The organism is Streptomyces violaceus, from assembly GCF_036014075.1.
Taxonomy (GTDB): Bacteria; Actinomycetota; Actinomycetes; order Streptomycetales; family Streptomycetaceae; genus Streptomyces; species Streptomyces violaceus.
This window is the reverse complement of record NZ_CP107911.1, coordinates 73,823-98,842: the sequence shown is the minus strand read 5'-3', so window position 1 is coordinate 98,842 and position 25,020 is coordinate 73,823. Positions and strand designations below refer to the sequence as shown.

Below are 25,020 nucleotides of genomic sequence, written 5' to 3'. Positions count from 1 at the left end.
GAAGCGCGGTGACGGATACGGCTCGACTGGATCCGGTGGACGATGCGCACCGGCCCGCTCGTCGACGCGCTCATCGAGCATCTGGTCGGTGATCCGGGCCCTTATACCCTGGAAAACGGCTTTCATGTCGTCGTGTAGGGCGCTGTCCTGGCACGAGCCGACCCACAGGCGCGCGCCGGGCTGCAACTGGGTGACTGGCGGGGCAGCCAGGCCGAGTCACCAGAGGCGGGGGCCGAGCCGCTCGCGCCGGGGACCACCGTGGTTCTGCGACGGCCCCGTGCCGCCCTTCCTACAGGTCAACCGGACGACCGACCGGGCCGGCCTGGCACACCGCGCGAGGGAAGATGGGGATGGAATGACGGAACGTGAGGTCAGGAGCTTCCATGGCGAAGCGGGTTCACCGACCCCGTGAGGACGCGGAGTTCAATTTCATCCTCGGGATGAGCGGAGTTCCGGTCCTCGCATACTTCACCGGGACATGGCCCAAGGCAATCGAGTCCTGCCGGGTGATGGACCTCGTCGTGGGTGGCATCGCCGACGACTACGCGGGCCGCCTGACGGCCGTCCGCGCCGACATCACGCGTTGTCCAGGCGCAACCGAGCGATACGGGATCACCGGAGCCCCGTCCTGCGTCCTGCTGAAGAAGGGAGAGGCGGTGGCGCACGGCACGGGTCCTATGACCATCGCCGAGGTACGGAAGTTCCTGGACGGCCACCTCTGAGCGGCCGCTGCGGCACGTGGCCGCGACGCCCGTCACGCCTCGCCTATGGGAGCTGCGCCGCCTGAGACATCTTGGGGCTGAGACACCCTCACAGGTCACATGACGCCATCGAGCGAGGTCGCGTCCGGCAGCTGCGCGGCGCCGGCCGCAACCTCCGGGAACGCCGGCTCCATCTCGGTGCCCCGCCTCGACCGCAGCACCACTCGCCCCGCATCCCCGGACCGTTTTGATGGTGATGTCGAGGTACTTCCTCGCCCAGGGAATGAACCGTTTCTTGGCTTAGGCGGAGTCTGCCCAGACGATGGCGATCTCCGGGTGCATCAGCGCGAGACGGAACAGCAACTCCCGTGCGACCAGCGAGTTCTGGGCATCGGCCAGGGTGACCCGTCATCCCCACTCTCATGCAGCGGGAGAAAAACCCAGGTCACACCCTGGTGTTGCCGCTCGCTCACGTGACTGCGCCTACCAAGCTGTCGGAAGCACGGTCACGCAGAACAACGGCATACCCGGCCAGGCGCTTCCCCACTTGCACCTCCACGTCATTCCGCGCTTCGACGGCGACGCCTTCCAGATGCCTGATCCTCGAGTGTCTGTAGCGCCGCGCGAGGTGCGGCTCGCGCGCCTTCTTGTTGAGAAGGGTGTTGGCGTCCTGAGCGAGTGCTCTTGATCTGACCCGGTCAGCCGTTGTCCGCCGCCGTCTTCTTCGTCACTGGCTGGTGCGGGGGTTCTTGCGGGTGAGTCGCCGGGTCATCATGGTGATGAGGGCCCAGCAGGTGGGCTTCGGAGTGCTGCGGCAGGCGTTCGTAGTCGCGTGCGTTGCGGCGGGCGTTCATGCACCAGCCAACGGTGCGTTCGACCTTCCAGCGGCGGGGCAGGACGACGAATCCCTTGGTGCCCTTGGGCCAGGAGACGATGCGCAGGGTGAGCCAGAGGCGTTCGCGGACCCCGGTCCACGAGGTCGCCGGCGTAGCCGCGATCGGCCCAGACCTGGGTGATCTGCGGCTGAGTGAGACGTAGGCGCCAGAACACGTCGCGTGCGGCGGCGCGGTCCAGGATGTCGGCGGGCGTCACCGTGATCATCACGGGCAGGCCCAGCGTATCGACCGCGATATGTCACTTACGCCCATTGACCTTTTTCGCGGCGTCGTATCCGCGGCTGTCTTTGCCGACGGTCGAGGCGGCCTTGACCGACTGGGAGTCGACGATCAGTGTCACCGGATGCGGGCAGCGGCCCTTCCCGGTACGGATCCGGCGGCGGAGCCCGTCCCGGATGTAGGTGACGACCCCGGCCCGGTTCCACCTCCAGAAAAACCCGTAAACCGTCTCCCACGGAGGGAACTCCGCAGGCAGAGCCCGCCTTATGTGGAATCGAGCCGGGCTAGTAGTGCGGCCGATTACAGAGGAAGCAGCCGTCCCAGAGCGGGAGCGCGCTGAGGACGCGGTGGCGCACGCACGAGGCCATCGCGGCCCCGTCCGGGCCGGGGAAGCCGCGTGTGGCGCTACTGTCGGCGGGCGGGGTGCAGGACTCCACCATGGTCGTGAAGCGGTGCAGGTAGTCATGCACGCGGGGCGGGTGGTAGCCCAGCTCGCTCCAGCGATGTCCGCTCGCCGCGAGTGCTGTGGCACGCAGCACGAAGTCCTTCGCGCGGGCGCGTTCCCGCTCCGTCGCACCCCAGTCGAACTCCGCCAGGTCGAACCCGACGGCACCGCGCCCCATGACGTTCTGGTCCTGCAGGGTCAGCAGCGCCGCGAAGCGGAAGTCCCAGTCCTCGGAGGCGAGATCGGACACGGCCAGCATCAGCACGTCGATGAACACCGCGGTGGCGCCATTGGACAGGTCCAGGTGGTGGCTACCGCCGGAGAAGATGTTGCTCACCGGCCTATGATGCGATCCCGGCCCTCCACGTGCTTGGAGAAGACGCATGACACATGCGAGCACCGGCAAAGTGGTCGTGAACAGGGTGATGTCCCTCGATGGGTTCATCGCCGGTCCCGGTTACACCATGGACTGGATCTTCGAGCACATGACGTCGGCGACGTTCCCGGAGGTCATGGCGGCCACGGGCGCCATGCTCATCGGCCGGGGCACGTACGAGGCCGGCAAGCGCATGTCCGACGAGAACACCGACTACGACGGCGGGGCGCAGTTCGTCCTCACCCACCGCCCGCCCGACGAGCCGGACCCCAACGTCACCTTCCTCACCTGCGACATCGAGGAAGCCGTGGCCACGGCACGCCATGCCGCCGGCGACAAGAACCTGGAGATCCTCGGCGCCGACGTGGCCGCCCAGTGCCTGCAGCGCGGCCTCGTCGACGAGATCCTGGTGTACGTGCTGCCGGTGCTGCTCGGCGACGGCGTCCGCTTCGCGCCGCCGGGCCTCGACCGGATCGACCTGGAACCGTTCAGCAACGTCCAGTCGGGCGGGGTCACCATGCTGCGCTTCCACGTGCGCAAGTAGCCACCGCCCGCCCGGCCACCTTTGCCGATACCGGAGTGGCAGCCTCGGCCTGGGCCCGTTCAGCCTGCTCGGCCAGGCGGTTCAACACCCGCTCCGCGATCGCCAGCTCATCCCGCTCGACCTGAACATCCTGAAGCTGCTCGGCAAGGGCGTCCAGTTCGCTCTGGCGGGCGGTGATCCACTGACGCACCTGCATCTGTGCAGCCTCCCGCGCTCTCACAGCGTGCCGACCTGCTTGCGGGGCCGATCGGGGGCGCAGCCGAACCCGGCATCCCGCCGGAACCGGATCTGCCCGATGATCTACGCCATGGTCATCGACCGCCGACCGGCGCGAGTACCCGAATCGCCCCGCACACGCAGGACCATGACCCGCGGTTCACGATGCACGCGCCTCATTGCTCGGGCAGAGACGGGCGGCGGTCGATGGAGGCGTGCCCGGCGGCGGTGGCGTAGGTGAGCATCACCATGGCATCCGCTTCCCCCAGATGCGTGATGACGTCATTGCGGTCCGCGTCCCGCAGCCGGCCGGCGTCCCACACTGATCCTTATCCCACTCGGGTATCTGCTCAGCCGTCACACCCAGCATCATGCCCGGTCAACGACACCACACAGGCTCCGTCACAGATCTCCGGCTGTAGTACGTGGGCCTCGGCTGACGTAGGCGGCGGTTCCGGCGACGGTGAGTACCGCTGCGACCACGGCCGCGGGTCGGCTGTCGGAGGCCTGTGTCTGCCAGGTCAGCGCCTCCCCCGCGGTGCCCATGCCCGGGAACGCCGCCGCGCCGAGCGTCCACCCGAGAGGCAGGAACCACGAGCGAGCGGTGCCGACCGTGGCCGTCCCCAGGGCGGTCAGGCCCAGCAGGCCGGCCGCGTCGCGGACGACACATCCGAACGGCCCGAACCGCGTGCCGGTGAGCAGTGTGGCCAGCAGCAGCATGAGTACGCATCCCAGGGCCGTGGCCAGGTGGGACATCCGCAGCCACCCCCACGGCCTCGCCGCCGTGCGGTCCAGGGTGTCGTCGGGGCCTGAGAGCGTGGTGGTGGCGACGGCTACCAGGAGCAGGACCGTCAGGGCGAGTACGGTGCTGCTCACCTCGCCCTTACCCCTGAAGGCCGTCGCCAGCAGCCACACGATGGCAGTGCCCGCGCCGGCCGCGCCGAGCGCCGCCGGCACCTGGCGCGAGCGGACGTAGAGCGTCAGTCCTGTCATCGGGTGCCTCGGCTCAGGAGGTCGGTGGTGTCCTGGCACTTCTGGGCGGCCTGATAGACGGCGAGGACCCGGGCTTCGGCCTCGGCTCGCGGCAGTGCATGTAGTCCCTTCCAGAGCTTGACGGCGTCCGGGTCATCGAATTCGAGACCATCGGGACCGGCGGTCGGCTCCCGGTCGAGCAGCCAGTAGGCCGCAGCGGTGGCGACTGTCAAGTTCCGGTTGTCTCCGCAGCTGAGAGGGCCGGTGAACACTCCGGTGAGCATCGTCGGTTCGAGCCGTCCCGGGTGGGCGAGATGACCGTGCTTGTCGACCGTGATACTCATCAGCGCGGTGTCGGCCCGCGACCTCGGTGACGTAGGAGGAGAGAACGTGGACGTGTCCTCATGTGCCTCGACGATTGATGTTTTCGCCAGGAGTTCCAACGCGTGCCGGGCCTTGGGGGTTACCTCGGGCAGCAACCCTTCGTGCGCCCGGCTGACGCAGACCCGCGGGGTGTCGTCGGTGCACACCAGCTCCTGGGCGACCGGGTCGAGCGTCCCTTGGTCATAGGCATCGCCGGTCGGCACCACCAGGGCCGTGGCCGTGGCCCCGATGGCCAGCGGCAGCAGCGCGGCGAACGCGAACTTACGGTTTTGGACGGCGAAGAGCACGACGCCGGCCACCGCAACCGCGGCCGTCCAGAGTGCCTGGGCGGCGCTGACTCCGCCGTCGACGGTGTCGTAGTCGCTGAACATGCTCATCCCCATGGCCGGCGAGAACGCCGCCGTGAATCCGCCGTCCGGAAGGCCGTGGGGCGCGAGGATCAGTAGCGCGAAGCCGATCACGGCCAGCGCGGGTGCGGTGGCGAGCGCCGGCACCAGGCGTCCGACGGCCAACCCGAGCCAGGCCGAGGCGATCATCGCGACCAGCCCGACGGCCACGACGACAAACGCGCCCGGCGGCAGGTAGCGCGCCGTGTCGGCGATCCGTGGTGCCGCCGCGAGGAGCGTGACCAGGTAGGCGACGAGCACCGCCAGGGCCGTCGTGGCCAGGATCGGCACCATGCGCTGCGGTCTCGGGCGGGGCACGGCGGCGAGCAGTTCGGCGACGTTCGCCCGGTGCTCGCGATAGGACTGCCAGGCGCCGGCGGCCATCGCAAGGGGCGAGAGAACCGCGAGGTATTCGCGCTGCGTCATGGCCAGCGCCATCCACCCCGTGGACCATCGCCCCGCGGTGGCGTGGAGGACGATCGTGCCGGCGACGGCGATCAGGAGCGCGGCGCCGAGGGCGGCCGAGCGCCGGAGCTCGATGCCGAGGATGCGGTTCATGCGTTGCTCCGGTGCCGGCGCAGGAGTGCGGAGTAGCCGCGCTCCGCAGGGCTGTCGCCCGCCTCGCCCTGCCCGCCGCGGGCGATCAGGTCGTCGGGGGTGCCCTGGAAGAGGAGTCGGCCTTCGTTCATGAGGATGACGTCGGTGCAGGCAGCGACGACGTCCTCGACGAGGTGGGTGGAGACCAGGACACAGCTGTCGGCGCCGAGGTCACGCAGCAGGTCGCGGAAGTCGAGACGTTGTTCGGGGTCAAGTCCGACGGTGGGCTCGTCGAGCAGGAGCAGTTCGGGGTCGTTCACGATGGCCTGGGCGATGCCGGCCCGGCGCAGCATGCCGCCGGACAGCGTCTTCATCTTGGCGTCGGCCTTGGTGGTGAGACCCACCCGATCGATCGCGCGTTGCACGGCGTCGGGTATCGCGGTTTTGGGCATTTCCTTGAGCCAGGCCATGTACGCGACGAACTCGCGGACGGTAAACCGCGGGTAGAAGCCGAACTGCTGCGGCAGATACCCCAGTTTGCGACGCACCTCACGCAGGTCGGCACGGCCGTCCACCTCCGCGCCTAGCAGCGTCAATGAGCCGCTGGCGGGCTTGACGACGGTGGACAGCGCGCGCATCAGAGTGGTCTTGCCGGCGCCGTTCGGGCCGAGCACACCGTGCACGCCGGCAGTCAGCGTCAAGTCGAGTTCGTCGACGGCCAGGTGCCGGCCGGCCCGGACACGCAGTTCTTTTGCGCGGACGAGCCAGGGATGAAGGGTGGGAGCCGTTTCGGCAGCACGCACCGCTCGCATGGGTCTCTCCTGTTGATCCTGTTGATGGGGGGGTCAGTTGCCACTGGTCAGGCGGCGGAAGTGCGTGGCGGCGAGCGGTGTGATCGCGGCAAGGGCCACGGTGGCCACCACCCAGTCGGCGGTGCTGCCCGGCTGCAGTACCGGGGACAGGGACTGTGCCGCCACACTCGGCAGCAGGACTGCCGCGGACCAGACCACCGCGAGTCCGATCGCCGCGCGCCGTACGCCGATGAGGGCGCCGAGCACGAGGGTGGCCCCCGTGAACGCCAGGCACGGCAGCAGGGTGAGGGCCAGCGAGGTTCCGGTGCCCACACCCGCCACCAGCAATGCCGGAAGCACGACGACGAGCACCGCGAGCGTCCGCCGCAGCACCATGGCCAGGCCGGCTGCCGCTGTGGTGGCGATCAGTTCCCAGGCGGGGTCGATCCGCCGGCTCCAGGCCACCGCGACGCCGGGCAGCGGAGCCACCGGGGCCAGCAGCAGCACGAGCGACGGCAGGCTCGGCTCGGCGGAGTCCAGGAGTACGCCACAGCCCAGCACCGCGACGGTCACCGCGAGCCAGGGCAGCAGCGTCCACGCGAGCCAGCGTCGGTGCACGGCCGCTGCTGGTGTGCGTTGCCGGGTCGGCGACGGGCTCGCTTCGATCGCCTGGCCGAGCGAGACGGCGACACGGTCGAGCAGATCCGTCGTGGCAGGGGTGGCCTTGGCGGCCAGTGACTCACGGCAGTTGGCGCACGCGTCGAGATGGACCTCGATCGACCAGAGCGCGGCGTCGTCGAGTCCGTGCCCGCCGTCCGCGTAGCGGGCCAGGATCGTGGTGGTGGGATGAGTCATGAGAGCGCCTTCCGCAACGCGATCCGAGCCCGCCGCGCGCGGGTTTTCACCGTGCCCTCCGGCATACCGAGCAGCACCGCCGTCTGACGGACCGACAGGTCATCGAGCACCATCGCCTGCAGCACCTGCCGCAACTCCGGTGGCAGCCGCAGCAGCGCCTGTTCGAAGTTCTGGTCGACGCGGTTCGCCATCACCTCGTCCTCGGCGGCCGGCGCGGTCGTATCGAGAAGGGCAACCGTCGGCACCCGCTCCTGCCGGGCACGTCGGCGGAACGCGTCGACGAGACGGTTCGCGGCGATCGCCCAGAGCCAGCCGACCGCACTGCCCTCGGTCACGGAGTCCGCATAGCTGCCGGCCGCACGCCAGACCGCCAGGTAGGTCTCCTGGAGCACGTCGGCGACGACGTCGTCGTCGGCGCAGCGGCGGCGGAGCCGCACCGCCAACCAGGGCGAAGTACGCCGATACAACTCGTCGAACGCCGACCGGTCACCACCGGCGACGCGACGCACGAGTTCTGCCTCGTCGAGGTCTGCCATCCCTTTCACGATCAGGGAGACGAAACGACCGTCCCTTCAGGTTCTCGGACGCTTCGGCGGCTACCGAAGGCAACAGCGCTCTACGCCGAGCGCGAGGTCGTCCACATCGCCGACCTGCCCGAATCGCACCGTGGGCAGCCGCCCTGGAGCGCCTCGCGCACGCGGGCCCTACGCTCGCCGGCGTCGTTACCGGGCGCCACGTCGACCCTCACGGTGCAGGGGTTCGCCGAATTCGCCGGAGTCGTCGGCCTCGACGACAGCGCCCCCGACGCCGACCCGGCCGTGATCACCGGTTACAAAGCCGCCCGGAACCGCCCATTGACCCGCGGTCAGAAACGGTCCAACAAGGCCCTCGCCGCCGTCCGAGCACCGGTCGAGCACGGCTTCGCCCACCTCAAGAACTGGCGGGTCCTCGGCAAGATCCGCACCGACCCGAAGTGGGCGACCGCCCTGGTGCGGGCCCTGCTGGTACTGACGAACCGCGAAGTCTCCCGGTGACCGATGATCTACGCGGAAGTCATCCGCCCACGATCAGGACGAGCACTCCGGCCCCCGCCCACAGCAGACCCGTGACCAGCAACTTCACGATGCCCAGTGCTCAGTACACCGCATCCGGACGTGCTTAGGGCCTGAGCCGTTCACCGCAGCCTTCGCACACCCGCTCTCCGGCCTGCCCGTCGTCCCCGGACACCCCGCCATCCTAGGCTCCAAGGCTGCTCAAAACCGGGGATCAGAAACAGGCACTAAGCGATCAGGTCAGCAACGTCCCAGCGAGGGCCAGGGTCAGGGCGGCGCGCTGCAACGGTGGCCAGTCGCCGGGGGCCACAGCCGCACGTCCACGGCGTCTGCCGGCCTCGCACCGAACCCCAGCACACCGGCCACAACGGAGACCGGCCCGGCCCGAGACTCCCTTGCGGGTCAGGTGGCGCAGTCCGCACCCGGCATGGCGCTAAACCCGACCGCCTGGACGCCGACCCTTACGCCCTGTGCACCCCCCAAGGAATCGTCGACCTGCGCACCGGGCTGCTGACGGCACCCGACCCGAGCAAGGACTTCCACTCCCGCTCCACCACCGTCGGCCCCGGAACATGGCCACGCAACCGCTTCCTGACCGACACCTTCGGCGACGATGCCGAAGGCAAGCAAATGATCAACTACCTGCAACTACTCCTCGGGTACTCGATCACCGGCGACGTCGGAGGCCAGGTCGTGCCCTTCCTCTTCGGCAAGGGCAAGAACGGCAAGTGCATCTTCCTGGACGTCTGCATGAAGCTCGGCGACTGCTCGGACGCGGCCCCGCCCGGCTTCCTGATGGCCAAACCCTTTGAAGGCCACCCCACCGACCTCGCCGAACTCCATGGCATGCGCGTCTACGTCTGCTCCGAGATCAGGCCCGACGGCAAGTTCGACGAGGCCCGGGTCAAACTCCTCACCGGCGGCGACCGCATCAAGGCACGGCGCATGCGGCAGGACCCCTACAGCTTCGAACCCACCCACAAACTCCGGCTGCTGGGCAACACCCGCCCCGAAGTCGGCACCGGCGGCTTCGCGTTCTGACGCCGCATGCGCCTGGTCCCGTTCGAGCGCATCGTCTCCGACGACCGCAAGATCGACAACCTGGCCGACCTCCTCGTCATAGAGGAAGGCCCCGGCATCCTGGGCTGGCTCATCGACGGCGCTCGCCGCTACCTAGCCCGCGAGAAGGACCTCACCGGACTCCAGCGCGTCCGCATCGCCACCACCGCCTACGCCGAAACAGAAGACCACACTGGCCGCTTCTACAAAGAGCGCTGCCGCCTGGCCCCCGACCTGCGCGCCGAGCAGACCGTGCTCTACGCCGCATACATGCGGTGGTGCCACAGTGAGGGGGAGCGCGTCGTCTCCTCCCGCGCGTTCGCCTCCCGTCCCGCACCCGTAACCTCGTGGGACTGGCTTCGCCAAGGGAGATGGCAAGCACTACCCCGGCATCGGACTGCTCACCGACGAGGAAGGGGACGCCCCCGCCTGAGCTCCCTGATCAGCGCGGACGAGATCAGCCACGAAACCGACCTCGTCTGGCTGGAAGACATCGACAAACTCGACTACGTCCGTCAGAGCCTGGACCGGCTGCCCAACCGCAAGAGCAAGCCCGCCTACCATCGCGACGGCCGCGTGGTCGGTAACACCATCCTCGGCCCCATCGCCAAGGCCTCCCGTCACTCCGGCACCTTCCGCCGCCGAGTGTTCTGGGTCCTGCCGCACGACCGCGACAGCGACCCCGAAGGGCTGTACGCCAGGAGCGCCCCCGCCGAAGGTGTCGACCCCCGCACCCTCGAACCCTGTGTCAGGGGGCTCCAAGACCGAACGCTCCGAAGGCGGCCCGCCCTCTCTGGCCTGGCCATGCAGGAACTCGGCATACAGTTCCCGCTGTAGGCGACACGAGCCTGCGCTGGGTCAGGGGAGGAACGGCCAAGGAACAGCGGTGAGGGTGGTGTGTCTGTAGAGCAGCTGCCACCCGGTGGAGGTAGAGCGGCTTGTCGCGCCTGGGAGTCCGATGACGGGGTGAGTGAGGGCAGTTCTCAGGTCGTCGGGGTATGGGGCGGAGTCCCAGTGGAGTTCGCACCGGTTTCCTTCGGCGGACAGCCGACGGTGGTGGGCGCCTCCTCGAACAGGGCGGCCGGAGGGTTCCCAGAACCACATGCCGAGGTTCCAGGTACCGGCCGGGTCCCGGAGGCAGAGCCGGACTGTCAGGGCGGCCAGCGCCGCCTCGGTGTCCTCGTCGAGGCGGGGAAGCGCCTTCAGGACGGCGTTCTCCTCTTCGCTTACAGCTACTTCGGTTCCCCACAACTTCTGGTAGTTGCTGTCCGCGCCTGGGCTGTCCAGCAGGCGTCCGTGGCGGTCGCCGGTGATGGTCATCGTGGCGCCCGTGGGCAGATGCCGCAGACGCCACCCCTCGTCGTATGAGGTCTCTACTCGAAGTCCCGGGAGACCGACTTCAGGGAGGGTGTCGCGGCCGACCAGCCAGCAGGCCACGTTGTAGGGGGCCCGGGCGGTGATGACCAGATCGTCCTGGCGGGGCGAGAAGACCAGGGTGTAGCGCGTGATGTCGGCCAGGCTCATCAGGCGGGGCCAGAAACTGGTGGGTCCGTGGTTGAACATGCCGAGGGCCAGCAGAGCGCGAAGGCGCCGTTGCGGCGCGGTGCAGGCGTCGAGTCCTGGAGTGTGCCGGCGAGTGATGCCGGGGCCGGCCAGGGAGGCGGTCTCGCCAGTGAAGGCGGCGCGGGTGTGCGCAGCTCGGCGCCGGTAGGAGGAGGGCATGGTGAGTCCTTGGTCGCCGCCCGGTCGGCTGGATCACCACGCATTGCGTGCTGTGATTGTGGTGAGCGCGCGAAGTGGGTGCCCCACACCCTCTGTCGGTATCCGTGAGTGTCCCGGGACAGCTCAGGTACACGGTCCAGCCCTTCGCGAGCCGGTTCATTCACGTTACCGCGGCAGCCCACGGAACCTGTCTGATCGACCGGCTTCGGCGTGCCGTGCCCCACTCAGTAACTGGCTCGATGATGAGCGTTCTTGAACGCCCCGTACGGCTCCGCCGAAGACGTCCGAGCTACGGTGCGGGGATCGCTGCGGCTGGCGGCCTGCTCGCTGCGCTCGTGTCGCCCACCGCTCAGGCGGCACCTACGCCGCTCAACGATCAGGCCAAGGCGGCAGCAGTGGCAGTAAGCCTCGGTGATGATCGAACGGCAGGTGTCTACTACCAGGACGGACGTCTCGTCGTCGCGGTCACCGACGAGGGGCCGCAGCGGTGGTACGAAAAGCCAGGGGGACGTCGAAGCTCGTTGAACACAACGCAGCTGAACTCGAGGCCGTCCACGGCGAACTGGATGAGCTGGCCGGTATCTCCAACACCTCGTGGGGTGTCGATCCGAGCAGCAACCAGGTGAGCGTGAAGATCTATGACGGTGTGTCCTCTGCTGAGCGGGCCCGGATCGAGCGAGTTGCTGCGGATCACGGAGACGCGGTACGCATAGAGAGGCGTCCCGGGCAAGCTGGAGCGTACTGCCTATGCCATGCGCGGTGGCCTTGGCATCGTTTCTGTCGACTACATGTGCAGCGCTGGGTTCAACGTTCAGAACGATTCGGGTGAGAAGTTCATGCTGACTGCCGGGCACTGCGTGATCGGCGGCAACTACACATGGTTCCGGTACAGCGGCAACATCAAGCTGGGATCGCAGGTCGACTGGAGCTTTGAGCCGGGAGACTGGGCCGTTATCGACCACACCAACCCCGACGTCACTCCGTACGGCACTATCCAGTACAAAGACGGGTCCGAGGGCCAGATCACGAATTCGCGGTGGGCCTCGGACAACGAGAAGGTAAAGCGTGTGGGCACCGTGAGTCAGGATCTCGATGGAATGGTGCTCGATCCCAGTGTGACCGTCACCTTTGACGACGGAGCGACGCTCTACAACATGATCGAGACGAGCCTCTGCGTCCGGCACGGCGACAGCGGAGGTCCGATGTTCACCGGGACGACCGCTCTGGGCATCAACTCCGGCGGGAACTACGCCGATCGACCTTGCGGCAACACAGACGCGCAGCCCGACCGGGTGTCCTTCCACCATCCGGTGCAGGACGTGCTCAACAAGCAGGACCTGAAGGTCTACTGATCTGATCACAGACCAGCGCTCCGGCGCTTGCTACCTGACCCGGCGGGGCCGAGGTCCTCTGTCCTGCCGGGCCCAGTGCGATCGCGCAGCGCAGCCCCAAGCCCGGAAGTTCTCAGCCGCCTCTTCACGATGCGATAACAGGCTCGAGCGGACGATGGATTTGACCGAACCCGGACCAGGGGCGGCGCGTCACAGGGACGGCACGGCCCTGCACCCGTCCGTCACACAGCCTCTATCGCTCACCGACCAGCCCCGGGGAGACCCATGCATACCAACGTCAGGCGCACCGTCCGCCTTCTCGCCGTGCTTGCCTTGTGCACCGTTGGAGCTGGTGCCGCCGCAGGGTGCGGCAACGCGGAGGCTGACAACGGTGACGCCGAGGCCCGCAGCACCGAGCCGGCGCCCCAGTTGGGGGATCGCGCCCGTCAGGTAGCCGATGCCTGGGACGGCTCCAAGGCAGCCGAGGCGTGGCACGAGGGCTACTACCCCATGCAGTCAGTCGTCCAGCTGCCCGAGAACGGCCTCCGCAGCGAAGCAGACAGGCGCGCCTATGAGACCGGGAACTTCGACCTGCGAGGGAAGCTCCCGTCCGCCCCGCACAAGAGCGGACACGTGAGGTGGAAGAGCGGGAGCCCGCTCACGACACCACTGATGGAGGCCGAGAAGGCCTACAAGACCCTGGACCGTGACAGCAGCCCCGGACCGCGCCTGACCGTGACCGGAGCGAGGCTGGGCGAAATGACCGTGGTCACCACTCGTGGACCGGCGACCGTCCCGGCCTGGCTGTTCACCCTGGAGGGCTACGCCAGCCCCCTCAAACGGGCCGCGGTCAGCCCGTCCAAGCTCCCCGCGCCACCGATCAAGCCACTCAGTCAGGAAGAAGTACCCACTGACGTACTGGCGCCACTCGGTGGTCTGACGGAGGTAGCGAAGGACAGTCGGTCCATCTCTGTGGTGGCCACCCACGGTTCCTGCGACGACGGCCCCACCGTGGGGGTTCTCGAGACGAGCGGCAGCGTGGTGCTGTCCGCATCCGCGGCCGACTCCAAGGACGGTAACTGCAGTGGTGAACTGCGCGGCGAGAAGGTGTCGGTGAAGCTGGACCGGCCGGTCGGCAAGCGCATGGTCCTGGACGCGTTCACGGGCCGCCCGGTGCCGTACAGCGAGTGGCCCAGGATTTCACGGAGCTGGAGCTGAGTCGCCTCACGGAGCAGGAAGTAGGCGCCAATAGGCAGCCCGGCCAGGGTTTCTGAACCTTTTTGGATCGCTCATCGCGTACGCGCGTGTGCGCGACGGTCATGGGCCGTGGACGAAGCGAAGGGCTCGAGCCTTGACCGGCTACGGGCCCTTCGTCACCGCCTCCCCAGGAGACGGTCACCTGGTCGGGGGCGGCGCGCTGGACGAGTGGGCGGACGACGGCGAGCATCGGGGAAGCTTCCCTGCCTTCCGGCGGGAGAGGTCCGTGTAGTCGAACGCTTCATCCGCATCGACTGCGTACTGCGTTCCGGCAATGATGAGGGCATCTGAACGAGGTGCGTACGTACGACACCTCACGAAGAACGTGTCTCCGGCCTCGATCCAGCCCCAACTGGTGGAGTCGCCGACGGAGTACACCCAGATGTCGCTGCCGGGCGTGACCTTGAGCAGGCCTCGTGTATCTGTAGGCGTTGGGAGGTCTACGTACTCCGGTTCCCGGGGGTCCGCGCCTTGGCCGTCGTCGCCCGGTTCAACCCTGCACGTCCAGTCGACGCAGCGCTGCCCGTCCCTGCTCTGCCGTTGATTCACTTGCGGCCCTGAGTCGAAGAAGCCCATGAGGCCGGCAAGCAGGGGGAGGACCGCCGAGGCGATGCTGACGGTCATCTGTGTCTTCAGCGAGAGGTTGATCCGCCTGCTGCCTGCCTCAGCTCAGCTGCTCATCGCCCGTGTTGGCCTCGGCCTTGACCTCGTCGAAGCACTCCGTGGTCCAGAAGACCGTCCCACGGCCACGGCCCCTTCGATCCACTTGTCCTTGATGAAGTCCTTGTCTACCGGCGGTGACAACACCTCGTACAGGGCAAGGACTCGGTACCAGCGGGGGTAGTCCTCGGCCCCACGGAGCAGTTTCGACACCTTTCCCTTGCTGGTGAGCCTCTCCCTCGACTTCTCGTAGATCTCCTCGGTGCTCAGGCCGCTGGCGAATTACGCCTGTCGTATCGGTTCGAGCCGCTGACGGTGGGAGAGGGGCGCGGTCTTGACGATTGGTCCGAGAGTCGGCCCAGGCTTGCCAGGGCCCTTGTTGGTGCCCGTCGCCGTACTCATGCGGCCTTCTTGTCGGTGCCGTCGTCTTCGGCAGCGGTACAGGCGCGGTCCTCCACCGCCCGCGGGAGCGGCGTCGCGGGGCGGGGCCCGTCGTTCCGGCGGTTGCCCGCCTCAAGCGCCTGCAGCAGCTGCTGCACACCCAGCACGATCACAAGGATGAGTGGACTGATGACGGCGTCGGGCTGCCCGAGGACGAGCAGCGTGATCACCAGGCCGGTGAAGGGGATGAGCCCGATGACGGTGACGGCCAATCGGCCCTTGGGGGTCACTAGTTCGTTCCTCCGTGCTTCGCGTCCGGTTGGTGACCCGCCGGCGTTGCCATACGGCTGGATGCCGTCGCCGGTGCGTCGTTGATGCTGACGCAGGGTCACTAGGTAGCAGCATGCGGAACGGGGAGGGGTATCGGTAGTTACTCCAGCCGTAGTTCGTGATCTTCATGTATGAGTGGGCTTGTCGTCGGTAGTGGCTGACCTGGGATCGGTCCTGGTGGCGGCGTCGCCAGTCGGGCCAGCCGAGCCGGTGGACGGCGTCGTGGACGGGTTGGACGACGAGCGTGATGAACAGTCGTTGGATCTCGTTGCAGGTGAGCGGTATGAGGGCGTCGAGTGCGAGATGGTGGGCGCGTTCGTCCGCGCGGACGACGGCCAGGAAGGCGTGGGCGAGCATGGCCAGGGTGACCCAGCGGGACCAGGACGGGTAGTGGCGGACCTGGTGCTCGTCCAGGGCGGCCAGGCCCTTGCGGGACTGGAAGAACTCCTCCACCCGCCACCTTGATCCAGCGACGCGCACCAGGGTGGTCAGTGGCACCGGTGCGGGTGAGTAGCAGCGGTAGCAGGCGAGTTCGCCGGTGCTGTGAATTCGGCGGATGAGCAACTGGCGATTGCCGGGCCGGGGGTCGACGAGGTCGATGACGGCCCAGTCGTAGCAGCGGTGGCCCTTGGCTCCGGCCCCTGCGGACAGCTTCTGCCAGGCCCGCTTGGGCACCTTTCTGGCCAGGGCGTCCGCGCGGAACTTCCCGGCGCCGGTGGTGACTTTGTGCGAGCAGGCCACCACGAGGACGTAGCGGGTGCCGCGTTCCTCCAGCGCGGTTCGCAGGGTCGGGTTGCCGCCGTAACCCTCGTCGCCGGCGACCCAGGCGGCCTGGTGCCCGGTGTCCAGGAACCGGGCGACCATGCGAGCGGCCAGCTCCGGCTTGGTCTCGAACCCTGTCTCCTCGCCGAGCCCGGCGGCGCGGCAGCGGTCGGGGTCGGGGGTACAGGAGCGCGGAATGTACAGTTCCCGGTCCACTGCGGCGTGCCCGCGCCGGCCTGCGTAGACCAGGTAGACGGCGACCTGGGCGTTCTCGATCCTGCCCGCGGTGCCGGTGTACTGGCGCTGGACGCCGACCCTGCCGGTGCCCTTCTTCACGTCGCCGGTCTCGTCGACCACCAGAACCGCCTGGTCGTCGTGCAGGTGCTCCACCACGTAGCCGCCTACGTCGTCGCGGACCTGGTCGGCGTCCCACTTGGCCCGCCCGAGCAGGTGTTGCATGCCGTTTGGGGTGTCCTCCCCGGCCCACTCGGCGATGGTCCAGCAGTTCTTACGCGGCAGGTCCGACAGCAACCCAAGCACCAACCGTCCGGCCCTGCGTCGGGGTTCGACTCGCGTGAACCGGCCTGCGATCCGGCTCATCAGGCCCTCGAACGCCTCCTGCCAGTGGGCAGGGTCTACGCTGTGACCTGCGGCCACCGCTTGATCGTTTGTCTTCACACACCGATGATCAACGGTGGCCGCACCCGTCTCCACAGCGCGTCAGGGTCGTGCAGCGTTCGTCTGCCGTCCTGTGTCAGGAGGACATATGCAGCGTGGCGAAGTCTGGTGGGTCGAGTTCGACGAGCGGCGACTGGTCGTACTGCTGTCGGCAGACGACGCGTCCGGGATCCGGGCGATGCAGGTCGTCGCGCCGGCGGGCGTCGACATCAGCGGTCTGGGCGTCGAAGTGCAAGTAGGCGCCATGGAAGGACTGCCCCTTGAAGGCGTACTGCGGTTCGCATTCCCGCGTCCAGGCTTCACCCCCTGCACGTGGCTGACCACCATGTCCCGGGACGACCTGATCGAGCGGGCAGCCGTCCTGTCCTCCGCGAAGCTCAGCGAGATCGAGGATGCCCTCCGCCTCGGCGGACAGGCGAAAGAGTGGACCCCGGCGACAACCGCGAAGCTCAGCGAGATAAAGGACGCCCTACGTACGTCTCGGTGAACTCGAGTAGGCGGACAACGCCCCCCGATGGCGTGGTCGATCTCGTCCAGATGATCGACACTGGCCACCTGTCTCCTCGGCGCCCTCACCATCGAGATCACGAACTGCAGCTGGAGTATTAGGCGCTGTCGTCTTCGCAGGTGGCGAGGAGAGGGACGACGTCGGCGTCCGCGTGAACGCGTCCGGCGTACTCGATGCTGCGTGTCTGGTCTTTGGAAGAACATCAGTGCCTTCGATGTGGAACCATCACCGTGAACGCAACTGCTTGTGACTGTTACGGCCTTTACGTGACCCCGACGATGAGGGAATCACGCAACGGCTGGGTGTATGGCCGGAAACGTCCCGTCAGCGACTGCCCCGGCACCGTCAAGTTCGACGTCAGATACACCTCGTACCAAGCGCTGCAGGCAGTGGGCCTGGAGCTGTGCCGCGACGGGGTCTTCAACGACACGTGTTGTACGCCCCAGCAGCCCGCAACCCCTACGACCAGTGATCGCACGAAAGCCCAGTGCCACCGGAAGAAGGGAAACTCGATCGTGACACGTTCCCGGCTCAAGGCGGCCCTCATCGCCTTGGCAGCCCTTGCCCCCGCCCTCGCCTTCACGACCCCCGCCCACGCCGTCAGCTGCCAGGGCGGCCGCTCCGCGATCGGCGACGTCTGGGGAACTCCATGTGTGGAGAAGGCATACGGCGATGCCGACGTGATCGTGCTGCTGCATAGCGAATCCCTCAGCTGGCAGTCCTTCACCGTGCACTGGCGCTACGCCACATCGCCGCGCAACAGCGACGGCAAGCCGGTGTCCTGGAGCTACTCGAGATGGGAGGCGAAGAACTTTACCTTGAGCGATCGGCAGCACCTTCAGGCCGATCTCAAGAATGGCATCGACACAGAGTGCATCAAGCTGGAGCTCTATCTCACGCAGAGCTCAGCCCGCGGCAAAAACAGTCTCCAACTACACCTGCCGCAGGGACCTCTGACAGACCGCCTGGCTGAGCTTGATCTTTATGGTGTCGCGGAAAGCTACCTCCTCGGTGTACCGGTCCTCGCCATGGAGACGCTCGGGAGTGAGGACCGGGTCCTGGAGCTCGAGGACGATGATCTGGTACCGCGCCAGCAGGCCGCGCGACACGGCAGACGCGAGCGAGAGCTTGTACAGGACCGGCCCGAACACCTGCTCGTCGTCCATGGAAGCCGCCATCTCACTGAGCTACGGCCGCGCATCCACCTCGGTGGCCGCCTCCGCCTCAGCGGCGCCCGCTTCCGGCTCGGGGCGCGTGCGCGCGGCCCGCAGGGTCAGCGCGGCGGCGGCGATCACGCCCACCAGTGCGATGCCCGCACCGGACAGGCGCAGTGCCCCGACCGCGCCCAGGCCGGCCACCAGCGGTCCACCGAGCGCGGTGCCCAGGGGCACCGACAGCACCCGGACAGCTGAACTCGCCGCCAGGGCCTGCGGCAGCAGCGCGCTGGGTGCCGAGCGCTGGAAGAGGGTGGTCGACAGCGACGAGTACGGCGGCCAGAGCAGCCCGGCCACCCCGAAGCAGACGACTGACACGGCCGTCGGGGCATCCAGGCCCAGGGGGAGCATCAGCGCGCCGAAGCCGATGACGATGCCGACCGTCGTGGGCCACAACCGCCACCGGCTGAGGAAGCCGGTGAGCACCGAACCCAGCACTGCGCCGATGCCGAAGGCCATGTAGAACGCCGCCAGTACACCGGCCGGGGCGTCCAGGTCGTCCGATACGTACAGCGGGAGCGCCACGTACACCGGACCGAAGAGGAAGAAGAACGCGAAGCTCAGGGCCAGGAGGCCGGACAGCGCGGGGATGCGGCGGATCACCGCGAAACCGGCCGTCCGCGAGGCCGCGTCGTCCTCGGGCTCCGGGACCGCGTCCTTGGGGACGGCGACGAGGAAGGTGACAGCCAGGACGAGGAACGTCATCGCGTCCACGGCCAGCACCGTCGCCGGCCCCCCGATCACGATCAGCAGCGTGGCCAGCGGCGGCCCCACCACCGTGGCGATCGACCCCACACCCGACAGCACGGCGTTGCCCGCCAGGTGGTCCCGTTCCGGCAGCACCCTGGCGATCAGCGTGTATACACCCGCCTGACCCCAGGAATGCAGCACGGAGGAGACCGCCAGCAGCACGACGTACCACTCGATGCCGAGCGCGCCGAAGGCGTGCAGCACCGGGATGGCCCCCAGCGCGACCGCCCGCAATGCCGCGTCCCAGCCGGTCAGTTGGGTGGGGCCGCGGTGGCGCAGGAAGCGGCCGAGCACCAGCGCACCCACCGCCCCGGAAAGGGTGTAGGCGGCCGCAGCCAGCGCCACCCAGATGCCGCGGTCCGCGGTTGGCGCCAGCTCGATCGCAAGCCAGCTCACCGCCACTACGGCCATGCCGTCACCCAGCGCGGAGACGGCGAACCCCGGGAGGATCCGCCGCAGGGTCGTGTGACTGATCACCGGCCAGTACGGCGAGGAGCGCGTCACACGGCTCAGGTCCAGCCCCACGGGCTACCTCCATACATCAACGGAACCGACCCCACGACCCTTTCCCAGGGCATGGCACGCGAGGTGAGGCTTCTCTTTCGGCATAAAACGTCGCGCCCGGCGCGATCGGGGCCGCGTAGGCGGGCCTGCGGCCGGACGAGTACGCCTGCCGCAACAGAGCGCGCCCGGAGTTCCCGGAGTTCTACGTCCGCCGGCTCGACTCGGGGCAGCGAGAGAGCGCTCGGGTCGGCCGACAGCGTCAGGATGCCGCCCATTCGAGTCCGAGGTCGGCGAGGGCTTGGATGTCCGGGAGCGGTCTGATCAGTGGGTGGTGGGTTGACCTGGGGTATCAGTTTGCTGTGTGGGAGGGATCAAGGAGGTGGGGTGTCTTGTTGCGGTGTACTGACCGTTGTTGGTGGGGGTGAGCTGGGGTTTTGCCAGGTAGAGGTCTGGGTGGTCAGGTTGGGTCATCTGCATTGAGCAGTGGGCAGGTTCGGTGGTGGTTGGTATGTGCGCGTAGCGCGAGAGGGGGCGTGTCGGCGGGGTCGACACAAGAGGCTTGGATTCTTCGGCGTTCCCAGGGGATAGGTCTGCATCGTCATTGAATTGGTGCAGGAGTTGGGGTGGTCTGGGTGCGGTTAGAGGTGCGGGTCGAGTCGGCTGTGGGGGAGTTGCGCTGGCTGCAGGGCTGGTTGCGTGCGGATCCGGAGGTGCGCCGGTCTGCGGCGGTCGAGGTGCGGGGCGGTGTGCCGGGGCCGGGGGAGATGGGCACGGCGCTTGATGTGCTGCAGCTGGTGACGGGGAACGGGTGGAGTGATGAATCCCTTGAATACTTTCTGCAGGTCGATGCTGTCGTCCAGGAGCTTCGAGCCCTGCTTGTCGCACCAGTCCGTCCATGCTTTGAGGCTTGGGGCGGTGCTGGGTGACCAGAACCGTCCCAGGGACGCGGCGCTGATGGAGACACGATCTCCGTTGTCCAGCCCGGAGGCGGTGATGTGTGTCTTGGTTTTGTGTTCCTGGGTGCTGCCGAGGCCCTGGGACACATCGCTGCCGGCGTGCATGGAGAACCGGGTGATGTGGCCGCGGGCGTCCTTGAGACCGACGTTGGTCGGGATCAGCCGGTCCAGGTGTGCCAGCACATGGTAGGGGCGGGACCCGTTGATCAGTTCGCACTGTGTCCCGAGGACGGCCTCGGCAAGTTCCGTGTAGGTCCCGGAATTCTCCGACCCGTGCAGGTACAGAAGCAGCCTGTCTCTGTCGAAATAGAGCACGAACAATTCGTTCACCACGTCCTTCACCGCTGACGGCACCAGCCAGCGCACCGCGGGTCTCGTTCAGGTTGCCCTCGCCCAAGGCCCGCAGTTGGAGCGCCGTGTGCTGTGCGTTCTCGGAATGATCGGCGTCGTGTGCGGCTTCTTTGGCGTGCAGAAAGGGCGAGGCGTGGATGGTGAACACGCTCCACACGGGTCGCGGCGTGCCCGAGGTGGCCCGGGCGACAGTGAACTATGTGCGCACAGGCGGTGGTTGGCCTGAAGGTGTGGAGGGTGACGTGCAGGATGTGCGGCGCGCCGCGCGCCGGTGCGCGGCCTTGATCCGGTCGGTGATCTGCCGGTACCAGGCGGCCAGGAAGGCGTCCATGGTGGTGGCGCGGACCTCGGCGCGCTGCGCTGGCGGGTGGAGTAGCAACGCTCTAGGTAGCGCAGGTGGTTGTCGCTGATGCTTTGGTAGTCGGCGCGGTGCTGGATCCGTGCGGTGCTGATGGCGGCTGCGCCCTTGGGGACGACGGCGAGGACGAGAAGCGGCAGCAGTATCGGGTGCAGGAGTGTCAGCACCGTGACGACGGCGGTGAGTTGAGCGAGCGCGGAGGCGACCGCCTGCGCGTCCGTGATCAGGTTCTTTGTCGCCTCGGCGCCCTTGTCGGCGGCCTGGAGCCGGTCGGTGAAACCGGGCCGGTCCTACGCCTCCAGTTCGACCTTCGGTGCCAGGTCGAGGATCTGCAGGTCCGCTTCGGCGGCGGTCTCTAGGGCCAGGCGCGTGGCCGCGTACACGGCGAGTGCGTCGGCCCCGGCGTGTACTGCGGTGGCGACCGCGACCACGATCAGCGCGGGCATGGCCGTGTGCACGCGCTCGGTGACCGCACCGTCGGCGAACAGATGGGTCATCCACCGTGGGCAGCGCGGCGTTCGGGCCGGTTTGGGCCGAAGTCGCTCGGAGCGCAGGTTTTTCAGCGGGTGTTGGAGTACCGCGGTCTCAACGTCCGTCAGCGGGATGCCCTCGTGCGGGCCTGGGGGGCAGGGGACATGAGCGCACTAGGGTTCACGGCACGTCAAATCCCCGCGGATAAACCAGAGGTGACGGGCCGGCGCCCAACCCCCCGCCGAGCGGCGTTTGATCCACGTCGCCCCTGGCGTAGGCGGCGGCACGCTCCAACTCGGCGACCGGGACGCCGAGTATGTCCGCCTGCCCCGTCTACGCCGACCGAGTGGTGAACACCGCTTTCGTGATACTCCCTCTTCATGCCTCGGGCAGTTCCACAGTGATGCGAAGCCCGCCGGCAGGGCGTGGGGTGAGCGTGAGGGTTCCGTCGTGTGCCTTGGTGATGGTCTTGACGATGGCCAGGCCCAGGCCGACGCCTGCCTGGTCGGTGTGCGTGCGCTCGGTGCCGCGCTGGAAGGGTTCGGTGAGGGTCGCGACCAGCTGGGGGGTGAGCTGCTCGCCGGTGTTCTCGACGGTGAGCACCACGGTCTTGGGGCGCACGCCGGTGTGAACCCAGACGGTGCCCTGTTGCGGCAGGTTGTGGACGATCGCGTTGTGGACGAGGTTCGTGGTGAGCTGCAGCAGGAGTGCGGGCGAACCGGTCGTGGGGGCGATGTCGCCGCTGGTCTCGAGGGCGACGCCGTGCTTTTCCGCGAGCGGGTGGAGCGTTTCGACTGCTTCCTCCGCGACGAGGGACAGGTCGACGTGTTCATGGGTGAAGGACCGCTGGTTGGCGCGGCTGAGCAGGAGCAGTGCCTCGGTGAGGTCGATGGCCCGGGTGTTGATGGTGTGGAGGCGGTCGACGAGTTCGGTGCTGTCCTGGTTCGGGTCGGCGCGGGCGACGTCGATGAGTGTCTTGGAGATCGCGAGCGGCGTACGCAGCTCGTGGGAAGCGTTGGCGGCGAATCTCTGCTGTTCCGCGACGTGTGCTTCGAGCTGCGCGAGCATCGTGTCGAAGGTGTCGGCGAGTTCGCGGAACTCGTCCTTGCGGCCCGGTAGCCGGATCCGGTGGGACAGCGATCCGGCTGCGGCCGTACGGGTGGCGTGGGTGATGCGGTCCAGGGGGGCGAGCATGCGTCCGGCGAGGATCCAGCCTCCCAGAAGACCGAATATCAGCAGACATACCAGTACAACGGCTACCGCCGGGCCGAAGCCCTGCAGGAGGACGGAGCGGATCAGCATGCCCGATGGGTAGGAGCGCAGGAGGTACACCCATACCGCTGCGAGCAGCAGGACGCCGGCCAGCATGAGGAATCCGGCGTAGCTGAGGGTGAGTTTGAGGCGCACGCTCCATCCGGGCTGCCTATCCACGACCGCTGCCTCCCTCACGCCCGGTGTCGCGCGTCGTGTCGATGCGGTAGCCGACGCCCGGCACGGTGGCGATGAGCCAGGGCTCGCCGAGGCGTTTGCGCAGGGCGGAGACCGTGATGCGGACGGCGTTGGTGAACGGGTCGGCGTTCTCGTCCCACGCGCGCGCCAGGAGTTCCTCGGCGCTGACGACACCGCCTTCGGCGGCGACGAGGACTTCGAGGACCGCGAACTGTTTGCGGGTGAGCGCGATGTAGTGGTCGTCGCGGTAGACCTCGCGGCGGAACGGATCGAGGCGCAGCCCCGCGATCTCCCGCACCGGCGGCCGGTTGTGGGCGCGCCTGCGATCGAGTGCCCTGAGCCTGAGCACGAGCTCCAGGAGTTCGAAAGGTTTCGTGAGGTAGTCGTCGGCGCCGAGTTTGAACCCGGACGCCTTGTCGTCGAGCCGGTCGGCCGCGGTGAGCATCAGAACGGGTGTGCCGCTGCCGGAGGCGACGATGCGTTTGGCGATCTCGTCGCCGGAAGGACCGGGAATGTCACGGTCGAGGACGGCGATGTCGTAGGTGTTGATACTCAGCAGCTCCAGGGCGGTATCGCCGTCACCGGCGATGTCGGCCGCGATCGCTTCCAGGCGCAGGCCATCGCGGATCGCTTCTGCCATGTAGGGCTCGTCCTCGACGATCAAGACACGCATGTTCTGAAGACTACGAGTCGGCACATATCGTCGGCGTAACAAAAACCACATACGTGCTGGCAACACCGGAGTGCTTTCACTAGCGGCATGCCTCGAACTCCAGCATCAGCACGAGCAACGACGACCCGCCGGGTTCGCTGGTTGCCCACCGTCGGCCCGACGGCCGTCACAGCCGCGATGCCCGCGGGTGGCTCCCGGCCGGGCCCGTGGAAGCGCGGCCCGGTACCCACGGCGTGCGCGCTCCTGCTCGGCCTGCTTCTGCTGCTGCACGGGACGCTCACGGACCGGGCCGGTCTGGGCAGTCTGGTGGAGACCTTCCTGCCATGGTTCGGTCTGTTCGTCCCGGTGCTGCTCGCTGCGGCGCTCTGGCGCCGTTCCGCCTCCGCGGTCACCGCGCTGGTGCTTCCGGCCGTGGCGTGGGTGAGCCTCTTCGGCGGGCTGCTCGGCGACAAGTCCCACGCGGGCAGCGACCTCACCGTCGTCAGTCACAACGTCGCCGCCGAGAACCGCGATCCGGTCGGCACCGCCCGTGACCTGGCCGCCTCCGGCGCGGACCTGCTGGCGCTCGAGGAGCTGACCGACCAGGCCAGGGGCACGTACGAGAAGGAGCTCGCGCAGGCATACCCGCACCACACCGTGCAGGGCACGGTCGGACTGTGGAGCAAGCTGCCGCTGTCCGGCACCCGGCCGGTCGACGTCCTGCGGGGCAGGGCCGGGCCCCTGGCCGAGAAGCTGCGGCCCGAGGACACCCCGGTGGACCCGCCCCGGGCGCTGCGCACCACGGTGACCACCGGGCAGGGACCGCTGGCGGTGTACGTGGCGCATCTGGGTTCGGTGCGGGTGATGCCCAGAGGCGGCTTCTGGACCGACTCGCGCGACGCCGGCGCGACGAAGCTCGCCGAGGCGGTCGCCGCCGAGCGCAGTGAGCGGGTACTGGTGCTGGGCGACTTCAACGGCACCGTGGACGATCGTGCGCTCGACGGCCTCTCCTCGCAGCTGCGCTCGGTCCAGGACGTGGCCGGGGACGGCTTCGGCTTCACCTGGCCGGCGAAGTTCCCGGTGGCGCGGATCGACCAGATCCTGGTCCGCGGTGTGGAGCCGAGGAGCGCGTGGCTGTTGCCGGCCACGAGCAGTGACCACCGGCCGGTGGCGGCCGGAATCAGCTGGTGAACGCCGCTCCCACCGCGGGGCGGGGACATATCGTCGGCGTATGGAGATGTGCATACGCCCGG

Annotated in this window: 24 protein-coding genes and 5 pseudogenes; 11 read left to right on the top strand and 18 right to left on the bottom strand. The window is 68.1% G+C overall.

Going from position 1 to position 25,020, the window contains the following annotated elements:
- Window positions 1-383 precede the first annotated feature (383 nt).
- Window positions 384-722: a thioredoxin family protein gene (locus OG542_RS00360; RefSeq protein ID WP_328407120.1), complete on the top strand. Its 339-nt coding sequence runs from the start codon at window positions 384-386 to the stop codon at window positions 720-722.
- 677 nt (window positions 723-1,399) lie between these two features.
- Here the strand turns inward: OG542_RS00360 and OG542_RS40840 are convergent.
- Window positions 1,400-1,775: pseudogene (locus OG542_RS40840) on the bottom strand (hypothetical protein); the annotation flags it as partial.
- A 325-nt stretch (window positions 1,776-2,100) separates the two neighbouring features.
- Entirely contained in the window at window positions 2,101-2,598 is a 498-nt protein-coding gene (locus tag OG542_RS00355; protein WP_328407117.1) for a hypothetical protein, read from the bottom strand.
- Between the two features lie 46 nt (window positions 2,599-2,644).
- Here OG542_RS00355 and OG542_RS00350 point away from each other — a divergent pair, with 46 nt between their 5' ends.
- Entirely contained in the window at window positions 2,645-3,181 is a 537-nt protein-coding gene (locus OG542_RS00350) for a dihydrofolate reductase family protein (RefSeq protein WP_328407115.1), read from the top strand.
- Here OG542_RS00350 and OG542_RS00345 read toward each other — a convergent pair.
- The 7 genes from OG542_RS00345 to OG542_RS00315 all read right to left on the bottom strand — a co-directional run bounded on the left by OG542_RS00345 (window position 3,150) and on the right by OG542_RS00315 (window position 7,858).
- Window positions 3,150-3,377, bottom strand: coding sequence for a hypothetical protein (locus OG542_RS00345; RefSeq protein ID WP_328407113.1), 228 nt, complete (start codon window positions 3,375-3,377; stop codon window positions 3,150-3,152). The two genes, OG542_RS00350 and OG542_RS00345, sit on opposite strands and share 32 nt — an antisense overlap.
- A gap of 196 nt (window positions 3,378-3,573) precedes the next feature.
- Window positions 3,574-3,720 (bottom strand): hypothetical protein, encoded by a 147-nt coding sequence (locus OG542_RS00340; RefSeq protein ID WP_328407111.1) that lies wholly within the window; start codon window positions 3,718-3,720, stop codon window positions 3,574-3,576.
- Between the two features lie 79 nt (window positions 3,721-3,799).
- Complete coding sequence (locus tag OG542_RS00335; protein ID WP_328407109.1) at window positions 3,800-4,390, bottom strand: hypothetical protein; 591 nt, start codon at window positions 4,388-4,390, stop codon at window positions 3,800-3,802.
- On the bottom strand, window positions 4,387-5,697 hold the full coding sequence (locus OG542_RS00330; RefSeq protein WP_328407107.1) for a hypothetical protein: 1,311 nt from the start codon (window positions 5,695-5,697) through the stop codon (window positions 4,387-4,389). The genes OG542_RS00335 and OG542_RS00330 overlap by 4 nt, the downstream gene beginning before the upstream one ends.
- Window positions 5,694-6,488 carry an ABC transporter ATP-binding protein gene (locus OG542_RS00325; protein WP_328407105.1) on the bottom strand — a complete coding sequence of 265 codons (795 nt, stop codon included), beginning with the start codon at window positions 6,486-6,488 and terminating at the stop codon, window positions 5,694-5,696. The genes OG542_RS00330 and OG542_RS00325 overlap by 4 nt, the downstream gene beginning before the upstream one ends.
- 33 nt (window positions 6,489-6,521) lie before the next feature.
- Window positions 6,522-7,322, bottom strand: a complete 801-nt coding sequence (locus OG542_RS00320; RefSeq protein WP_328407103.1) for a hypothetical protein — start codon at window positions 7,320-7,322, stop codon at window positions 6,522-6,524.
- Window positions 7,319-7,858, bottom strand: a complete 540-nt coding sequence (locus OG542_RS00315; protein WP_328407101.1) for an RNA polymerase sigma factor — start codon at window positions 7,856-7,858, stop codon at window positions 7,319-7,321. The genes OG542_RS00320 and OG542_RS00315 overlap by 4 nt, the downstream gene beginning before the upstream one ends.
- 156 nt (window positions 7,859-8,014) lie before the next feature.
- On the opposite strand from OG542_RS00315, the pseudogene OG542_RS00310 reads away from it, so the two are divergent.
- The 3 pseudogenes from OG542_RS00310 to OG542_RS00300 all read left to right on the top strand — a co-directional run.
- Window positions 8,015-8,356 (top strand): annotated as a pseudogene (locus tag OG542_RS00310) (transposase family protein); the annotation flags it as partial.
- A 427-nt stretch (window positions 8,357-8,783) separates the two neighbouring features.
- A pseudogene (locus OG542_RS00305) lies at window positions 8,784-9,866 on the top strand (DNA primase family protein); the annotation flags it as partial.
- Window positions 9,863-10,270, top strand: a pseudogene (locus OG542_RS00300) (DUF6009 family protein). The pseudogenes OG542_RS00305 and OG542_RS00300, both read left to right, overlap by 4 nt.
- Before the next feature lie 21 nt (window positions 10,271-10,291).
- Here the strand turns inward: OG542_RS00300 and OG542_RS00295 are convergent.
- Complete coding sequence (locus tag OG542_RS00295; protein ID WP_328407098.1) at window positions 10,292-11,155, bottom strand: hypothetical protein; 864 nt, start codon at window positions 11,153-11,155, stop codon at window positions 10,292-10,294.
- 487 nt (window positions 11,156-11,642) lie between these two features.
- On the opposite strand from OG542_RS00295, the gene OG542_RS40575 reads away from it, so the two are divergent.
- The 3 genes from OG542_RS40575 to OG542_RS00285 all read left to right on the top strand — a co-directional run bounded on the left by OG542_RS40575 (window position 11,643) and on the right by OG542_RS00285 (window position 13,704).
- Entirely contained in the window at window positions 11,643-11,984 is a 342-nt protein-coding gene (locus tag OG542_RS40575) for a S1 family peptidase (RefSeq protein WP_408057701.1), read from the top strand.
- Window positions 11,908-12,507, top strand: a complete 600-nt coding sequence (locus OG542_RS00290) for a S1 family peptidase (RefSeq protein ID WP_328407096.1) — start codon at window positions 11,908-11,910, stop codon at window positions 12,505-12,507. The genes OG542_RS40575 and OG542_RS00290 overlap by 77 nt, the downstream gene beginning before the upstream one ends.
- Before the next feature lie 264 nt (window positions 12,508-12,771).
- Window positions 12,772-13,704, top strand: coding sequence for a hypothetical protein (locus tag OG542_RS00285; RefSeq protein WP_328407094.1), 933 nt, complete (start codon window positions 12,772-12,774; stop codon window positions 13,702-13,704).
- Window positions 13,705-13,881: 177 nt separating this feature from the next.
- Here OG542_RS00285 and OG542_RS00280 read toward each other — a convergent pair whose 3' ends face one another.
- The 3 genes and pseudogenes from OG542_RS00280 to OG542_RS00270 all read right to left on the bottom strand — a co-directional run.
- Entirely contained in the window at window positions 13,882-14,367 is a 486-nt protein-coding gene (locus OG542_RS00280; protein WP_328407092.1) for a hypothetical protein, read from the bottom strand.
- Window positions 14,368-14,801: 434 nt separating this feature from the next.
- Window positions 14,802-14,942 carry a hypothetical protein gene (locus OG542_RS00275; RefSeq protein ID WP_328407090.1) on the bottom strand — a complete coding sequence of 47 codons (141 nt, stop codon included), beginning with the start codon at window positions 14,940-14,942 and terminating at the stop codon, window positions 14,802-14,804.
- 490 nt (window positions 14,943-15,432) lie between these two features.
- Window positions 15,433-16,476, bottom strand: a pseudogene (locus OG542_RS00270) (IS701 family transposase); the annotation flags it as partial.
- A gap of 166 nt (window positions 16,477-16,642) precedes the next feature.
- Between OG542_RS00270 and OG542_RS00265 the strand changes: the two are divergent.
- A complete protein-coding gene (locus tag OG542_RS00265; protein WP_328407088.1) occupies window positions 16,643-17,041 on the top strand; it encodes a type II toxin-antitoxin system PemK/MazF family toxin in 399 nt (132 codons plus the stop codon).
- 953 nt (window positions 17,042-17,994) lie between these two features.
- On the opposite strand, the gene OG542_RS00260 is transcribed toward OG542_RS00265, so the two are convergent.
- Entirely contained in the window at window positions 17,995-18,228 is a 234-nt protein-coding gene (locus tag OG542_RS00260) for a hypothetical protein (protein WP_408057699.1), read from the bottom strand.
- Between the two features lie 21 nt (window positions 18,229-18,249).
- Window positions 18,250-19,551 (bottom strand): MFS transporter, encoded by a 1,302-nt coding sequence (locus OG542_RS00255; protein WP_328407086.1) that lies wholly within the window; start codon window positions 19,549-19,551, stop codon window positions 18,250-18,252.
- Between the two features lie 602 nt (window positions 19,552-20,153).
- Here OG542_RS00255 and OG542_RS00250 point away from each other — a divergent pair.
- Window positions 20,154-20,456 (top strand): effector-associated constant component EACC1, encoded by a 303-nt coding sequence (locus OG542_RS00250; RefSeq protein WP_328407084.1) that lies wholly within the window; start codon window positions 20,154-20,156, stop codon window positions 20,454-20,456.
- 1,029 nt (window positions 20,457-21,485) lie between these two features.
- Here OG542_RS00250 and OG542_RS00245 read toward each other — a convergent pair.
- The 3 genes from OG542_RS00245 to OG542_RS00235 all read right to left on the bottom strand — a co-directional run bounded on the left by OG542_RS00245 (window position 21,486) and on the right by OG542_RS00235 (window position 23,788).
- Window positions 21,486-21,692 (bottom strand): hypothetical protein, encoded by a 207-nt coding sequence (locus OG542_RS00245; protein WP_328407082.1) that lies wholly within the window; start codon window positions 21,690-21,692, stop codon window positions 21,486-21,488.
- Window positions 21,693-22,044: 352 nt separating this feature from the next.
- The gene (locus OG542_RS00240) at window positions 22,045-23,097 is read right to left on the bottom strand and encodes a sensor histidine kinase (RefSeq protein ID WP_328407080.1); all 1,053 of its coding nucleotides are present in this window, start codon (window positions 23,095-23,097) and stop codon (window positions 22,045-22,047) included.
- Window positions 23,090-23,788: a response regulator transcription factor gene (locus tag OG542_RS00235; RefSeq protein WP_328407078.1), complete on the bottom strand. Its 699-nt coding sequence runs from the start codon at window positions 23,786-23,788 to the stop codon at window positions 23,090-23,092. The genes OG542_RS00240 and OG542_RS00235 overlap by 8 nt, the downstream gene beginning before the upstream one ends.
- Before the next feature lie 177 nt (window positions 23,789-23,965).
- Between OG542_RS00235 and OG542_RS00230 the strand changes: the two genes are divergently transcribed.
- Window positions 23,966-24,958, top strand: a complete 993-nt coding sequence (locus tag OG542_RS00230) for an endonuclease/exonuclease/phosphatase family protein (protein ID WP_328417679.1) — start codon at window positions 23,966-23,968, stop codon at window positions 24,956-24,958.
- Window positions 24,959-25,020: the final 62 nt, after the last annotated feature.

Bases quoted from the DNA above. Each gene is read 5' to 3' on its own strand.
- OG542_RS00360 (WP_328407120.1), top strand. From the start codon at position 384: ATGGCGAAGCGGGTTCACCGACCCCGTGAGGACGCGGAGTTCAATTTC.
- OG542_RS00350 (WP_328407115.1), top strand. From the start codon at position 2,645: ATGACACATGCGAGCACCGGCAAAGTGGTCGTGAACAGGGTGATGTCC.
- OG542_RS00345 (WP_328407113.1), bottom strand. From the start codon at position 3,377: ATGCAGGTGCGTCAGTGGATCACCGCCCGCCAGAGCGAACTGGACGCC.
- OG542_RS00335 (WP_328407109.1), bottom strand. From the start codon at position 4,390: ATGACAGGACTGACGCTCTACGTCCGCTCGCGCCAGGTGCCGGCGGCG.
- OG542_RS00330 (WP_328407107.1), bottom strand. From the start codon at position 5,697: ATGAACCGCATCCTCGGCATCGAGCTCCGGCGCTCGGCCGCCCTCGGC.
- OG542_RS00325 (WP_328407105.1), bottom strand. From the start codon at position 6,488: ATGCGAGCGGTGCGTGCTGCCGAAACGGCTCCCACCCTTCATCCCTGG.
- OG542_RS00320 (WP_328407103.1), bottom strand. From the start codon at position 7,322: ATGACTCATCCCACCACCACGATCCTGGCCCGCTACGCGGACGGCGGG.
- OG542_RS00315 (WP_328407101.1), bottom strand. From the start codon at position 7,858: ATGGCAGACCTCGACGAGGCAGAACTCGTGCGTCGCGTCGCCGGTGGT.
- OG542_RS00295 (WP_328407098.1), bottom strand. From the start codon at position 11,155: ATGCCCTCCTCCTACCGGCGCCGAGCTGCGCACACCCGCGCCGCCTTC.
- OG542_RS00290 (WP_328407096.1), top strand. From the start codon at position 11,908: ATGCGCGGTGGCCTTGGCATCGTTTCTGTCGACTACATGTGCAGCGCT.
- OG542_RS00285 (WP_328407094.1), top strand. From the start codon at position 12,772: ATGCATACCAACGTCAGGCGCACCGTCCGCCTTCTCGCCGTGCTTGCC.
- OG542_RS00280 (WP_328407092.1), bottom strand. From the start codon at position 14,367: ATGACCGTCAGCATCGCCTCGGCGGTCCTCCCCCTGCTTGCCGGCCTC.
- OG542_RS00265 (WP_328407088.1), top strand. From the start codon at position 16,643: ATGCAGCGTGGCGAAGTCTGGTGGGTCGAGTTCGACGAGCGGCGACTG.
- OG542_RS00260 (WP_408057699.1), bottom strand. From the start codon at position 18,228: ATGGACGACGAGCAGGTGTTCGGGCCGGTCCTGTACAAGCTCTCGCTC.
- OG542_RS00245 (WP_328407082.1), bottom strand. From the start codon at position 21,692: ATGACCCATCTGTTCGCCGACGGTGCGGTCACCGAGCGCGTGCACACG.
- OG542_RS00235 (WP_328407078.1), bottom strand. From the start codon at position 23,788: ATGCGTGTCTTGATCGTCGAGGACGAGCCCTACATGGCAGAAGCGATC.
- OG542_RS00230 (WP_328417679.1), top strand. From the start codon at position 23,966: ATGCCCGCGGGTGGCTCCCGGCCGGGCCCGTGGAAGCGCGGCCCGGTA.